Below are 13050 nucleotides of genomic sequence, written 5' to 3'. Positions count from 1 at the left end.
ACGTCTCGTCGTTGATATCGCATGCGTGTTCTCCTTTTTACAAGGACACCATGCAGGAGCGGCGTTAATACTTGAATGTGGGAATTACCGGACGGTTACAAAATAGAGTAAAGAAGTAAGTGTTCTATTGAAGTAAGGATATAAAAACTAGGAAAAAGTTGATAATTTAATTAAAGTTACTACGAAGTTTAATGCATTAAAAAAACACTGAAGCAAAATTTGTTTCAGGTCTAGTTAGTCAATAACGTACCAAGTTTTCTAATAAAAAGTTAACTGGAATACGATATCCGATTACTTCCGTTATTGAGATGAATCTATCTACTCCTCTGATGAATCATGTATACATTCCTTTCACTCAAAAGCTTGGCTAACTTTCTGTTCTGCAATATCTATTTGTGATTTTGCTATTTTTAATAAGTTTTCCCTTTCATTTTCTGTAGTTAAAGTTAGAGGTTCAATACTATTTATATCTTGCAAAGCAAAGCCAGCGCCAATAGTTTCATAAAGCGAAACAAGCTTTCGATGATGGCGTAAGTCAGTAAGTGCAATATGGCATACTCCACTCATTAGAGCAGGTAATAGAACATGAAGCCTATTTGATACAACTAAATTTGCATTCGCTATTATATCTATGGATTCATCAAGCTCTAAAGTTTCGTCGATAAACTCGACTGTTTTTCCCTCAAGGGCAGAAATGGCTTTACTTATCGCGAAGCAAGGGGTGCGGTCTTCGGGCACCTGAAAAGCTACTTTTATTAAATTCTCTTCTCTTCTTTCAATAAAAACCAAAAGATTCTTAATTATTGCATTGAGGTAATCATAAGATATTTCGGCATCCGGAAAACTAGGTCTAAAAGAAAGGAAAATATATGGAATTTTTTTTAGATGTTTTGATTTTTGGTTGTTCAATTCAAAATCTTTTGAAAGGAATGCTAGATCAGGGAAATATGAAATTGCACTTGGCGAGAACAAGTTGTATGAAAAGTTGTCTCTTACACCATAGATTTTATATAGTTTAGCTTTTAGCTTCTCAATTTTTATTGCGGACTTATCTAAGTTGCCTACTGAAGTTCCTATACGAATAAACTCTACTCTAAAAATGAATTTAAATAGAGCTGTGTAAATAAGCTCAAAATAAGATTGCGCATTCGCAGAGGGTTTACCAAAGTTGTGACCAGGTATACCAACTTTAACTAATTTTCTCTTACCGAAATTGCTCTTAAAACATTGCCAAAAGCTACTGTACATTTCGTTTTCAGCTAGGCCAAGCTTTGACAAAAATGGCTTCGGTATGCCTTTCGTTACAACTGCTACTTTGCCTATATCACGAGCTCTAGCGATTAATGCTCTGTTTATAAGTAGATCGCCTCTATTGTTAAAAGCGGTGACTATATTGAAAATAAATGTATATTTCTTCACGAGATACTCAATTTAACTGGTTTCTTTTATTAGAAACATCTTGATTTAAAGGAAATTGCAATGCTAAGTCTTTCGGTATCTTTTTGCCTTTTACGTAGGGTTTGAAATAATGGCTAATTCTCTGGTATAGACTTTTTCTCCAAGAGTCGCTGATATTGTCTCCACTGGCGAGTACATAACAAAGTAAATAGGGAGATAGCATCTCGTAGTCTTCAGGGTGCCGCTCTTGAAGAAAATCTTTCATGTTTTTGTGTGCTACACTAGCCCACGGGATGCATTTTATAGATTGAAGATCAATATGGTTGGGTAGCTCTATGAGGTGGTCTGCTAATATTGAAGTCGAACCACAATACTGCGACATTTCGTTAGTTGGTATTATTTTTCCTGATTTTTTGAACAATATATACCCGTTTTCAATAATAGCAGCAGATACTTTCAGTTCCGTTATTGTATTTATGAAATCACAATGAATAAGGTCATCAGCATCTATCTGATACCAATAGTCAACTCTTTTTCTTGCTCGCAAAGCTTTAATACCCGAAACTATTTTTAAATTTTTGTCTTCGACTAACTTTTGGTGGGTAAAATCACTCGAGGCACGATCAGGAGGTGGAAAGTCTATTGTCTCAAAAATAATATCCGGAAATTCATACTCCAAAAAATCAGGCTTCTCGTGACCTATAACAATTGCAGTAAAAGACCTGTTAGTTTGGTTTTCAATAGAACTAAGAGTTGCATGCAATGACTGACAGGTTACTTGCCAATCTCTCGAAATTTTCTTTGATTTTAGCGGAATTACTATTCCAACATGCATAACTTTTCCTTTTGTCGTTTAACGTCAATTACTCTGACGCCAGAGTAAGATATAGATAATGTTGGACTGGCGCAAGACGTAGAAGGTTGACCAAAGCATGTATTACCGACGGATAAGTGAATACTTGGTATTTAAACCTATTCAATAGAAAAACTGTCCTGTATTATTCCGTTATTAAAGGCACTTAGAGCAGAATATAACATTGTTGAAGAGTTTGGCGTTTTCTATCATGGCCTTAGGTGGGTTGTTATTATCTATCAATCTGTATGGCCTTACTCAGAATATAGAGCCCAAAAGTATAGTCGATAGAGACTTTAGGTTTACAAACGATAAAACGCTTACGTTTGAAGAAGCTTTGGTTCGTCTAAAAAAAGGGAAGAACCAAAAAGAAGCCGAGTTCTTAACTGACGTTACAGATGTTATCTCCAAAGCATTAGCTCATATTCATTGGAAAGAAGAGCAAGACCCAACACTATATCATCAGCGAGTGCCTGTTTGGGAAAACTATTTCATTTGGGCTATGAGTTTTGTAACTAATATGCCAGAGTACGAAAAGTATCACTATGCAAATTATAAAAGAAGCTTAAAACGAGGAATCGGAATATGTGGGGACGCTTCTTTAATTATGTCTCAAGTACTTGATGAAAATGGAGTACCAAATCAAATGGTAAGCTTCCCAGGACATGTGATTTTAGAGGCTGAGATACTGCCAGGTAACAAACAGACTTACGATCCTGATTTTGGTGTGGTGATTCCATACTCTATCGAACAGATTAGTGCGTCTCCTCATTTGGCAAAAGAAGCATACTTGCAGAAAGGATATTCCTCACGAGAGGTAATGGGGCTTATGAGAGCCTATGCCTTGCCGTATGAGCGTTGGGACGGGGTTACTCATTTCATGACAAAGAAATATTATTTTGAAAAAGTAGCCTACATGCTGAAATGGCCTCTTCCATTACTTTTTTTGGCTTTCGGAGCTTTTTTAATACTTTTACATAAAAAACGTAGCAAAAGTTAAAATATGAATTATGAAATATCGTAAAGATATCGACGGGCTAAGAGCTGTCGCAGTTATACCCGTTATTGCATTCCATGCCGGTTTTTTGGGTTTAAAAGGCGGATATTTGGGTGTTGATGTTTTCTTTGTTATTAGTGGTTATCTCATCACGTCTATTTTAACAGCAGAGTTATCGCGAGAGCAGTTTTCTGTTGTTGCCTTCTATGAGAAAAGAGCTCGCAGATTACTTCCGGCGCTTTTCTTTGTTTTGTTTGTTTCTTCTGTTGCTGCTTTTTTACTGTTAGGACCGCAATCTTTAAAAGATTTCGGTCAGAGTGTGGTTTCTGTAATTGGCTTTATTTCAAACTTCTATTTTTATTTAACTAGTGGTTATTTCTCTACTGCAGCGGAAGAGATTCCACTTCTCCATACTTGGAGTCTAGCGGTGGAAGAGCAGTATTATATTTTCTATCCACTCCTCTTAATGTTTCTCTGGAAGTCTCAAAAAGTTCTTTGGAACACTATTCTTTTTCTCGCGATTTGCAGTTTTATAACTTGTCTCGTGTTAACAACTAAAGATTTCTCGGCGAGTTTCTATTTGCCGTTTAGCCGAGCTTGGGAACTATTGGCTGGAGGCGTCGTAGCTCTTCTTCAAACAAAATTGAATTTAGTGAGTGGCCTAAAGAAAGAGTTTCTTGGAGGGGGAGGTCTAATTTTAGTCATATTTTCTCTCTTCATGATCGACCAAAGTTATCTTCATCCTGGCTGGGTTACCTTGATACCGGTATTAGGCACTTTGTTAATCATTGGCTTTGGCGAAAACACATTTGTCGAGAAGTTGTTAGGTTTACCTTTTTTTGTTTTCATAGGGCTCATTTCTTATTCACTGTATCTTTGGCACCAGCCAATTTTTGCTTTTGTTCGTATTAAGAGTTTTGATGAACCTTCAAAACAAATGATGATTGCAGCGACTGTTTTAGCAGTTGTCCTTGCGATAGTTAGTTATTTCTTTGTTGAGAAGCCATTTCGAAAAAAAAACCTAGTAACAAGAAAGAAAATATTTCTTTTTTCCGGGCTTGGTCTTTCTTTCTTTTTTGTTTTTGGAGTAGTTAGTCATTTGTCAGAGGGTTTTTATTTTCGTTTCGGCGCTGATAGTGCATTTTCGACAGTCACGCATAGCCCTTATCGATATCAATGCCACTCTTCTAGCAGAAAAGTCGTGAGTTTCGACTCATCATGTCAATTATCTGGTATCAATCAGCCAGAGTGGGCCGTACTGGGTGATAGCCATGGTGTAGAATTGAGCTTTTCTCTTGCTGAAGTGTTGGGAACTTCAAACGTCCATCAATTAACCTACTCAGGCTGTCCGCCAGCATTTGAGTTTAATACTAGAGTTGAAGGTTGTGGCGACTTTTTAAATAAAGGGCTACAACACATCATTGATAGTGATTCCATAGAAAACGTAGTGTTAACGTTTCGCCACCTATACTACCTAACTCCAGTAAAACATAAGTACGAAAGTACTAGCGAAGAATTGAATGAATTTAAGCCCGCAAAATTATCTGCTGCTGTTGAACTAACGGCTTCGCAACTTAGAGACGTGTATTGGCATAGTTTGAGTACGGCAATCGAAAAGCTGACAAAAGCAGGAAAGCAGGTATATTTGCTAGGCCCCGTTCCGGAGCCACGTACTCATATCAAGAAGATCTTGAATCCAGGCTTTGTTTTCCAATATTCAGGTGCTGATGAAAAGGTCGCTGTCCAACGCACACAATTCGAAATGCAAGTTAAAAACATTGAATCTAACTTGATAAAAATCGCACAGAAGTACGGTGCCTATTTGATTAACAGCAAGAACATGTTGTGTGACCAAAAAAGGTGCTATGCAAGCCTCGAAGGAAAATCTATGTTTTTTGATGATAACCATTTAAGTATTTACGGTAGCAGAGTAGTTATTGAAAATCTGATTACAGAAGTGATTAATCAAATTGAGTAGTGTTCATCGATCTTTGTTTTTGTCGGCCCTGTCAAAGTATCTCAATATGGGAGTAAACTTGGCGTCGGTACTTATATTTTCTCGATTACTAACTCCTGACGAGTTAGGAGTCCATGTTGTTGCTGTCGCAATCGCTGCCCTCGCAATAGAAGTTAGGCTACTGGGCACGGGGGGGTATCTAATTAGAAAAGAGGTTATAACTAAGCACGATTGTCAACGTGTCATAGGTGTTACTATGATGATCTCCTTTCCTTTAGGTGGGGCGATGTTTGCTTCGTCAAATTGGGTTGGCGGGCTTTTTGAACAGGAGGGCATAGCTTCCATCCTTGCTATTTTATCGTTGGGCTTTTTCTCCGCGCCTTTTATTGCCGTATCGCACAGCATTCTATCCCGCAATTTTCGCTTCGATGTATTGTTGTTAAACAATGTATTGACAACAGTAATTACCTTCGTCGCTTCTTTAGTAGCGTTTTATATGCACGCAGGATATATGAGTCTCGCTATTGGCTTAGTAGTTGGTCAACTTAGCAAGTTACTTGTATTTTGGTTGTATAAGTCTACAGATATATCTTGGCGACCTTCTTTTAGTGGTTTTGCAGAGATCTTAAAGTTTGGTATGTTTGTCTCGCAAGCTGCGGTCTTACGGAAATTACACGAAACTAGTCCCGAAATTATAATTGGTAAATTAGGTAGTCCAACCCTTGCGGCAGTATTCTCTAGAGGGGTTGGGTTATATAAATTTTTTTTTGACTCTGTAACTTCGGCCGTTCAACCTGTAGTAATGCCTTTTCTTTCAAAAGCTAAAAGGTCCAAGAAAGATGTCAAAGAATCTTATTTGAATGCTGTAAGTCACCTTTCCATTCTGGTTATTCCCATTTTATCTGTGCTGTCTATTTCGGCGAAACCAGCTGTCTTATTGATGTTTGGTGATCAGTGGTTAGAAAGCGTGGAGTTTGTTCCTGTTTTATGTCTTCTAGGGATTGTTCGCTGTGTCTATTGTTGGGCAAATACACTGTTGGTAACAATGGGCTTTGAAAAAGCGAACTTTTATAGACAGTGTGTTATTACTAGTTGTACTGTTTTGTTTTGTTCTATTGGTTTTAGTATAAGCTTACTTTACGTAGCTTGGGCAATGGTACTGACAGCTATTATTGATGCATTGTTACTAGGACTAGCAATAAGAAAAAACTGTAATATTGGAATAGGAGCGATTGCAAAAGCTCACTCGAAAAGCATTGTAGTAGGAATTTTATGTTGTGCGCTTACTAAACTATTGTACATATTTTTGGAATTAGATAATGTAAAGCCAATATATGTTTTGTTGGTGCTGTCTGTCATAATACCGATATTTTGGCTCAACATGGTTTTTTTGTTTCGTCACCCGTTAGCCAACTTGATAAAAGGATATTTTGAAATTCTAAAAAATAGAATTAACTTTTGACTTTCTGTAGTTGCTCCTTTAAAAAAGGTGTATGTCAACGATATAAGATGTTTTATAGCTAGTATATTGAACCTCCTTCGTTATTAAGCATAGTGAATTGAAAAGGAATAACAAATGGACGCGGTATTTATTGTTGGAACCGGTCGATCGGGAACTCACTTTACATGTAGGTCCATTCTCGGCTTTTCAAATGCGTTTGATCCACATAATGGACGTGAATGCCTGGAAACACTTAGGAGCGTCGCTCAAGCAGCGATTCAACACAAGAAATACCCTAAGACAGTTTATGCTTACTATCAAAAGCAGCTTTCTTTTTTAGAAAAAGGGAAGATCTTTGTGGATCAGCACCACCCACATATATTTTTTACTGATGTGTTGAAAGAGATTTTTGAGTCTCCTGTTTTTTTGTACCCCAAAAGGGATATCGAACAGGTCGTTGCATCGATGATTAATCATCCAGGTGTGCTAGCATGGTATGACTATGCAAAAAGAAATAGAAAGCTTTTTGGTTTTATCTCCAAGGCTCCATTTCCGAATAAATTCTTGGGTTTAAAAGACTTTAAGTTAATTGATGAGCTGCCACTCCACTTACTTTGTGCAATGCGCGTGCTTGTTCATGACCATGTAGCTAGAGAGTTAACTAACTCGTGTAACTTTAAGGTCGTAGAATATCAATCATTAGTTAAAGACCAACTGGGAACATTTAATAATATTTTTGGTGACCAAGTTGAGCTGTTTGGTAAATTTACAGAAGTTGAAAAAAGTAATCTAAATAGTTTGAAAAAGTACACTGAGACGCTGACACCAAAGCAAGTTGAAGAAATCAGACTTCTTGAAAGTGAGTTTGATGGCGCAATTTTTGAACCTTTTTTATGACATTCTCTCTTTCTAGGGCATCTAAGGTTCCTAATTAACTACCATAATTCTAACTTACGCCAACGTTTTTCGAGTATTTTTACTTATTAATGGACTGTATCTTGTCGGACGTTGTTTAAATATCAAATTTCATCGGCTATTTTTGAAATGAAGTTTAAACGTCTAGAAACAAATTTTTCTATCTCTTTTTTTAGGTGATACTGATTTTCATGCCATTTCCCTACTGTAGTTTCTAAATGTTTAACAAAGTCCGTGTTTTCAATGTCCTCGATTTTAATCGCATTACTTTCCAAAGATAGAAGCTTTAAAAATGCATTGTTTTTTTCATCGTAAACTATATTAAGGAAAGGAGTATTTGATTTTAGTGAGAAAATCGTGCTGTGTAGCATCATACCGACATGACAGTACAATGACGAATATAATTGAGAATAGTTCTCTAGTGTGACTTCATTATATTGAATGTTGAGATGCTGACGTAATTTTTCATAAATAACATTTTCGCCTTTATGATGAGCTAAGTAGGAAAATCTATACCCAAACTTTTCAAGTTCTTTTAACTTGTCCACCATTGGATTTACAACTAAATCAAGTATTTTTTCCTCTGTTTCCCAGCCGTGATTTGCAATATTAAGGCCTATGACTTTTGGCCTTTCCTGTGGAACATAAGGAAAGTCAGGAATTGATAGGGCTGCATCTCCTGTGAGCTCAAGATTCTCTACTCCTATTTTTTCAAGAGACTCCAAACTTGCGATATCCCTCACTGATACAGCGTTCATATTTTGCAGCCATCGTTTTATATTTTCTTTGGGTAGAGAATCTATAGTTTCTCCAATTTGAAGACCTATTCCGGCAGCCAAAAGATAAGTAGGTTTATTCAAAACTTGAGTTATTTTCAAATGAATTGTGCGAAACGGCCAAAAAAATCTAGATATGATTCCGCCACCACCGATTATGATTGCGTCAGCGCCGATAACAGCTTTCAAAAACTGCAAAATCGAACCAGAAGATAACAAAGAAATTGGATACTGATTAATCTCTATTTTTTTATCTAATTCCGCAAAGTCTTTATAGATTTCTTTGATGATCAAATTGTCGCCAATATTTGATGTGCCGAGAACACAGAAATGAGCTATTTTTTTCATATTAACTATTTACCAACATTTTGTTCCAATTTTTGTATAAGGTGGTTCCACTGTTGGGCTACTATATCTTTGGAAAACCTTTTTTCCCAATATTGTATGATGTTATTTCGCTTTGTATTACTTTCAGCCATCTCCAGTGCATTGTTTATAGCGTCTAAGCACTCTTCTAAATTATTTTCATCTACCAAAAATACTCCAATACAGTCTTTGTGTTGCCTGTGAGCGGGAATATTAGAGAGAACACAGGGAATACCGCAACTCAGTGCCTGGATAACAGCCACGCCAAAGGTTTCTTCTTTACTCAGAGACAGAAACGTTTTAAAACTGCCGAAAATTTCTTGTTTATCTGTTGAAAATCCTTTGAATTTTATTTTAGACGTTAGGACTGTATCCTGTGGGATTGTTCCCCATATAACTGACGAATTAGTTGTTAGGTTAGAAAGGACACCAAGCATCCTTTTGATGTTCTTATTTTCGTTTGTCATCATACCCACAAGTCCAATATCGGCGATGTTGTCTCGAGTATTGGAAGATAAAGCTATTCGATTCGTGTAGTTAGGAATAACTGCACAGTTACGGTATTCGTTTAAAAAGTCGCTTCTCTGGAATTCGCTAACAAAATGGACGACGCTAGCAACATTAATATTTCTATTTGCTATACTAGAGTCAATTTTATGAGCTGTGTGATTGAAACCGTGGACAGAGCAAATCAGTGGAATTGATTCATTTACAGATTGAAGCGCTGCGGCTCTATCACAGATAATTAATTTGGTTTTTGTTACCGCCGCTACTCCTCGTTTTATTCTCGGAGATAGCCAGTAGTTGAAATTGCTGAACGGACCAACGTCAAAATAGACTACATGAAACTCAGCAAGAAGATTTGCTATCATTGCAATCGCCTCGCTTCCTCCACTTATACCCTCATAACCAACGCAGAATTGAATAATTTCACTCTCATCATCGTCTCTGAATAATGAAAACGATTTGGCATAGTGGTATAGCTTTCTGAGAGTACTTGGTAACTCCATCTTAATGTTTATTTCCTTTTCATGTTAGCGCGCATTTTAGTATAACTGATTATTTAACCAAGTTGGCTCCTAAGGTGAAATATGCAACAATATTAGATATATTTGCGAACTTAAAAGTATTAAGTTATCACTGGCGTCTTTTATATGAATCTTGCCCCCGTTTTTCTGTTAGGCACTCAACGTTCTGGAACAACGCTGCTAACTAGAATTTTGTCCAACCACAGTTCTGTTTACGTGCAAAATGAGCTTCCATTAACACAGTTGTTCGACGATGAATTTAGTTTAGATAAATTCTATCGCAATATGGATAACTTATTTGAAAAGCGTTTTGGTAAAAGCGTAAAAACGTTTATCAAAGAAAGAAAGCTAGAAGTATGGGGACTAAAAGATCCTCAGCTGACTGAGTATTTGAATGAATTAGAGAGCTTTATACCAGAAAGTAAATTTATTCTCATTATACGTGATGCCAGAGGGGTAGTTAACTCGTACATAAATAATAAATGGGGTTTGGGGACAAACGCGTATACAGGAGCTATAAGATGGAATAAAGAGGTCAATCTTCAGCTAGAGTTTGCAAAAAAATACCCAAACAACGTTTTTACTCTTTTATATGAAGATCTAATTTTGGACATGGAGAACGAACTTCAGAGGATTTGCAGCTTTTTGGAGATTCCTTTTGACCATAAAATGTTAGCTTATCACGAGAAGAAGGCCGACCTAGAATCAAACAAGCAGAATATAAACACTTCAAAAGCGCCTAGTAGACAAATAACTGAAAAATGGAAGACTGAGCTGAGTAAGTCTGAAATAGATATTGTTATCTCTACGTGTGGCAAAACACTCCAAACACTTGGCTATATAGAATCGTACGCTCAGTTAAAGCTCAGTCCTCTTATGCGTTTCTACTATCAGTTGCACCAAAAGGTTGTTGGCGAGATACAGATTCAATATCAGCTCTGGAAACTGAAAAGAAAACTGAAGGGAAAAGAAAGAAAACAAAATGCTTAGCATCCTTCTATTCTTTGGTTCTTACATTTCTGGATTGATCGCTGCGTTTAGATATGCCCCGGTTTTTGCTTTTATAACCTACCAAGCTGTTTATTTTTATAATCCTGAAAAACGCTGGTGGGGGAACTCGATACCGGAACTTAGCTATTCTTATTACACCGTAATCTGTATGCTAATTCTGCTGCTATTAAACTGGAAGAAAGTTAATAACAGCATTTGGAAGGTTCCCCAATTAAAGCTAGTTTGGTTTCTGATGTTGCTTTATGGAATCACATATTTTTGGTCGCCTATTCAGTCACTGCACTATGCATCTTGGGTTTTTTACCTCAAAATGGTGGTAACGATTTCAGTAGCATTTAAGTTATGTAATACAGAAAAGACACTTAATTACATCCTATTGGGGTATGTATACGGCGCATGGTACATAAGTTTCTATGTTTTTCAGGTAGGTAGAAACAACGGCGGTAGGGTTGAAAAAGTTGGTACTATAGACTCTCCTGACGCCAATGGCTTAGCAGCTGCTATAGCTCCAAGTATAGTTATTTGCCTTTATTACTTTTGGGCTTCGTCTAACAAAAAGTTAAAGTTCTTGATGGTAATAACTGGCGCCTTCATCACAAATGCTTTAGTTCTAATTAATAGTAGAGGAGCTATGCTTTCTGTCCTAGCGGGAGTAGGGTTCTTTATGACACACATGTTTTTTTCTCGTGTGAAGAAAAAAAATCAACGAATGGCTGCGCTGGGTATAGTGTTAGTCGGGATATCTGGAGTAGTCTACCTTGCTGACGATACATTTATAGAAAGAATGTACACTCTAAAAACCGAATCAAGTGTATCAACAGAAAGAGAGACTGGTGCTACTCGTATGGTATTTTGGGGCGCCGCATGGGATATGGCGAAAGACTATCCTTTAGGAAAGGGATACAGGGGATTTAATCAATTTGGGGCAAGCTACGTACCAGAGCATATTGACACAGGAAAAAGTCGAAATAGAACAGTTCATAGCACATGGTTTGAAGCGCTTAGTGAGACTGGATATATAGGACTCTTGTTATTGATTTTAATTGTTTACTATTGCTTTAAAACCACTCAACTTTGTAAGCACAAACTACGCGCTAATTCGCAATTAAAAGAGTATTACAAAGTCGTCGCTATACAATCAGCGCTTATTTCGTTTTTGGTCGCCATGACTTTCCTAAATAGAATGCGAGCAGAAATTTTGCATTGGTGTATTTTATTTACAGCAGTGGCCTATCAAATATACGTTCTTAAAAACGAGGAGAAAGATAGAGAACCAATATGAATCAATTAGTGGCTAAAAAATGCAAATAAGGCGTCTTCGCAAAAATGTTCATGTGCTAGAAACCATTCGTCATTTGCAAAACTTTTCCAGTTATCGAGTTTAGGCGCGGAGATAATCTGATGTAATTTATCGGTATTTTCGTAGATATTTACTTTCGACATTAGCTCGCTTATTGTTAGCTCGGTGTTTGTAACTAGGTCCTCGAAACTTATCGAATGGTGCGCGAAGCGCTTACCCCACAACCAGCTCAGTTTCCACAAAAAGTAAAATCGTCGATATGGATGCGGTGTTTGTTTTACATCTAACATGGGGAAGTAAGGAGCTAAGTCTTTGCACCATACATCAAGATAGAACCCATCTTTATAGGTTTCGGTTACATTGTCTTTTGTAACTTCATCCTTGTTGATGAGGAAGGAGCACCATTGTTCTCTTGGATGTCGATAAAGATGTAAAACGGTTGCATTTGGATAGTTTGCACGCAGCCAGCCCAATCTAAAGTCGATGCGGTTGAACTGCAGCACAGGACGCTCGTCAGTATGCTCAATAAGCGTATCAATATAATTGAGCATGTTAATATCGTAAGACTTTTCCGTCATATACAGATTAGCGTGAATCCAATCTTCTTTGTAAAAATCGGATAAGCGTTCTAGTCCGTCATATTCAGCCCAGTAATCGTCGACTCCTCTATGACTAGAATCTACGTCGTCGCCTCGTAACGCCTTATTAAACCATTGCCGCTCGTTAAAGGGCTCGTAATAGCTGGTGCAACCGCCAACCTCGCGAAAAAGGTTCCAAAGAAGAGTAGAGCCAGAGCGAAATCTACTGGTAATAAAAATGATGTCGTCTCGTTGCCTAGTACTCACTTTATCATTGCCAGAAACTTTGTACTCGCTTGCAATATTTTTTATATCGCCTGGAATTGATAGGGTCGTCTCAGCAATGTCTTGTTTAACTTTAGATTGTATTTTGTCGTGCCAGTAAAACTTCCCAAATAGCTGAATTACCGCATTTTTAATTGGATGCATT

Annotated in this window: 11 protein-coding genes; 6 read left to right on the top strand and 5 right to left on the bottom strand. The window is 37.2% G+C overall.

What is annotated here, in order from left to right; translation table 11 throughout:
- Positions 1 to 351: 351 nt before the first annotated feature.
- Both MHN02_RS14465 and MHN02_RS14460 read right to left on the bottom strand, forming a co-directional pair.
- Positions 352 to 1419 (bottom strand): polysaccharide pyruvyl transferase family protein, encoded by a 1068-nt coding sequence (locus tag MHN02_RS14465; protein WP_239246899.1) that lies wholly within the window; start codon positions 1417 to 1419, stop codon positions 352 to 354.
- 7 nt (positions 1420 to 1426) lie between these two features.
- Positions 1427 to 2233 carry a hypothetical protein gene (locus tag MHN02_RS14460; RefSeq protein ID WP_239246896.1) on the bottom strand — a complete coding sequence of 269 codons (807 nt, stop codon included), beginning with the start codon at positions 2231 to 2233 and terminating at the stop codon, positions 1427 to 1429.
- A 229-nt stretch (positions 2234 to 2462) separates the two neighbouring features.
- Between MHN02_RS14460 and MHN02_RS14455 the strand changes: the two genes are divergently transcribed.
- The 4 genes from MHN02_RS14455 to MHN02_RS14440 all read left to right on the top strand — a co-directional run bounded on the left by MHN02_RS14455 (position 2463) and on the right by MHN02_RS14440 (position 7543).
- Positions 2463 to 3251, top strand: a complete 789-nt coding sequence (locus tag MHN02_RS14455; protein WP_239246893.1) for a hypothetical protein — start codon at positions 2463 to 2465, stop codon at positions 3249 to 3251.
- A 10-nt stretch (positions 3252 to 3261) separates the two neighbouring features.
- Positions 3262 to 5226 carry an acyltransferase family protein gene (locus tag MHN02_RS14450; RefSeq protein WP_239246890.1) on the top strand — a complete coding sequence of 655 codons (1965 nt, stop codon included), beginning with the start codon at positions 3262 to 3264 and terminating at the stop codon, positions 5224 to 5226.
- A complete protein-coding gene (locus MHN02_RS14445) occupies positions 5219 to 6667 on the top strand; it encodes an oligosaccharide flippase family protein (RefSeq protein WP_336246495.1) in 1449 nt (482 codons plus the stop codon). Before MHN02_RS14450 ends, MHN02_RS14445 begins: the two co-directional genes overlap by 8 nt.
- Before the next feature lie 114 nt (positions 6668 to 6781).
- Positions 6782 to 7543 carry a hypothetical protein gene (locus MHN02_RS14440; RefSeq protein WP_239246886.1) on the top strand — a complete coding sequence of 254 codons (762 nt, stop codon included), beginning with the start codon at positions 6782 to 6784 and terminating at the stop codon, positions 7541 to 7543.
- 122 nt (positions 7544 to 7665) lie between these two features.
- Here MHN02_RS14440 and MHN02_RS14435 read toward each other — a convergent pair whose 3' ends face one another.
- A complete protein-coding gene (locus MHN02_RS14435; protein WP_239246884.1) occupies positions 7666 to 8685 on the bottom strand; it encodes a polysaccharide pyruvyl transferase family protein in 1020 nt (339 codons plus the stop codon).
- Positions 8686 to 8690: 5 nt separating this feature from the next.
- Positions 8691 to 9713 (bottom strand): glycosyltransferase, encoded by a 1023-nt coding sequence (locus tag MHN02_RS14430; protein WP_239246882.1) that lies wholly within the window; start codon positions 9711 to 9713, stop codon positions 8691 to 8693.
- A gap of 144 nt (positions 9714 to 9857) precedes the next feature.
- Between MHN02_RS14430 and MHN02_RS14425 the strand changes: the two genes are divergently transcribed.
- Both MHN02_RS14425 and MHN02_RS14420 read left to right on the top strand, forming a co-directional pair.
- Positions 9858 to 10721 carry a sulfotransferase gene (locus MHN02_RS14425; RefSeq protein ID WP_239246880.1) on the top strand — a complete coding sequence of 288 codons (864 nt, stop codon included), beginning with the start codon at positions 9858 to 9860 and terminating at the stop codon, positions 10719 to 10721.
- A complete protein-coding gene (locus MHN02_RS14420) occupies positions 10714 to 12024 on the top strand; it encodes an O-antigen ligase family protein (protein ID WP_239246878.1) in 1311 nt (436 codons plus the stop codon). Before MHN02_RS14425 ends, MHN02_RS14420 begins: the two co-directional genes overlap by 8 nt.
- Positions 12025 to 12029: 5 nt before the next feature.
- Here MHN02_RS14420 and MHN02_RS14415 read toward each other — a convergent pair whose 3' ends face one another.
- Positions 12030 to 13049: a sulfotransferase gene (locus MHN02_RS14415; protein ID WP_239246876.1), complete on the bottom strand. Its 1020-nt coding sequence runs from the start codon at positions 13047 to 13049 to the stop codon at positions 12030 to 12032.
- Between the last annotated feature and the right edge of the window lies 1 nt (position 13050).

Origin of the sequence: Alteromonas sp. CNT1-28 (assembly GCF_022348345.1) — a bacterium.
GTDB classification, from domain to species: domain Bacteria; phylum Pseudomonadota; class Gammaproteobacteria; order Enterobacterales; family Alteromonadaceae; genus Alteromonas; species Alteromonas macleodii.
This window is presented reverse-complemented; position numbering and strand designations above follow the sequence as displayed.

Bases quoted from the DNA above. Each gene is read 5' to 3' on its own strand.
- MHN02_RS14455 (WP_239246893.1), top strand. From the start codon at position 2,463: ATGGCCTTAGGTGGGTTGTTATTATCTATCAATCTGTATGGCCTTACT.
- MHN02_RS14440 (WP_239246886.1), top strand. From the start codon at position 6,782: ATGGACGCGGTATTTATTGTTGGAACCGGTCGATCGGGAACTCACTTT.
- MHN02_RS14460 (WP_239246896.1), bottom strand. From the start codon at position 2,233: ATGCATGTTGGAATAGTAATTCCGCTAAAATCAAAGAAAATTTCGAGA.
- MHN02_RS14430 (WP_239246882.1), bottom strand. From the start codon at position 9,713: ATGGAGTTACCAAGTACTCTCAGAAAGCTATACCACTATGCCAAATCG.
- MHN02_RS14425 (WP_239246880.1), top strand. From the start codon at position 9,858: ATGAATCTTGCCCCCGTTTTTCTGTTAGGCACTCAACGTTCTGGAACA.
- MHN02_RS14435 (WP_239246884.1), bottom strand. From the start codon at position 8,685: ATGAAAAAAATAGCTCATTTCTGTGTTCTCGGCACATCAAATATTGGC.
- MHN02_RS14450 (WP_239246890.1), top strand. From the start codon at position 3,262: ATGAAATATCGTAAAGATATCGACGGGCTAAGAGCTGTCGCAGTTATA.
- MHN02_RS14415 (WP_239246876.1), bottom strand. From the start codon at position 13,049: ATGCATCCAATTAAAAATGCGGTAATTCAGCTATTTGGGAAGTTTTAC.
- MHN02_RS14420 (WP_239246878.1), top strand. From the start codon at position 10,714: ATGCTTAGCATCCTTCTATTCTTTGGTTCTTACATTTCTGGATTGATC.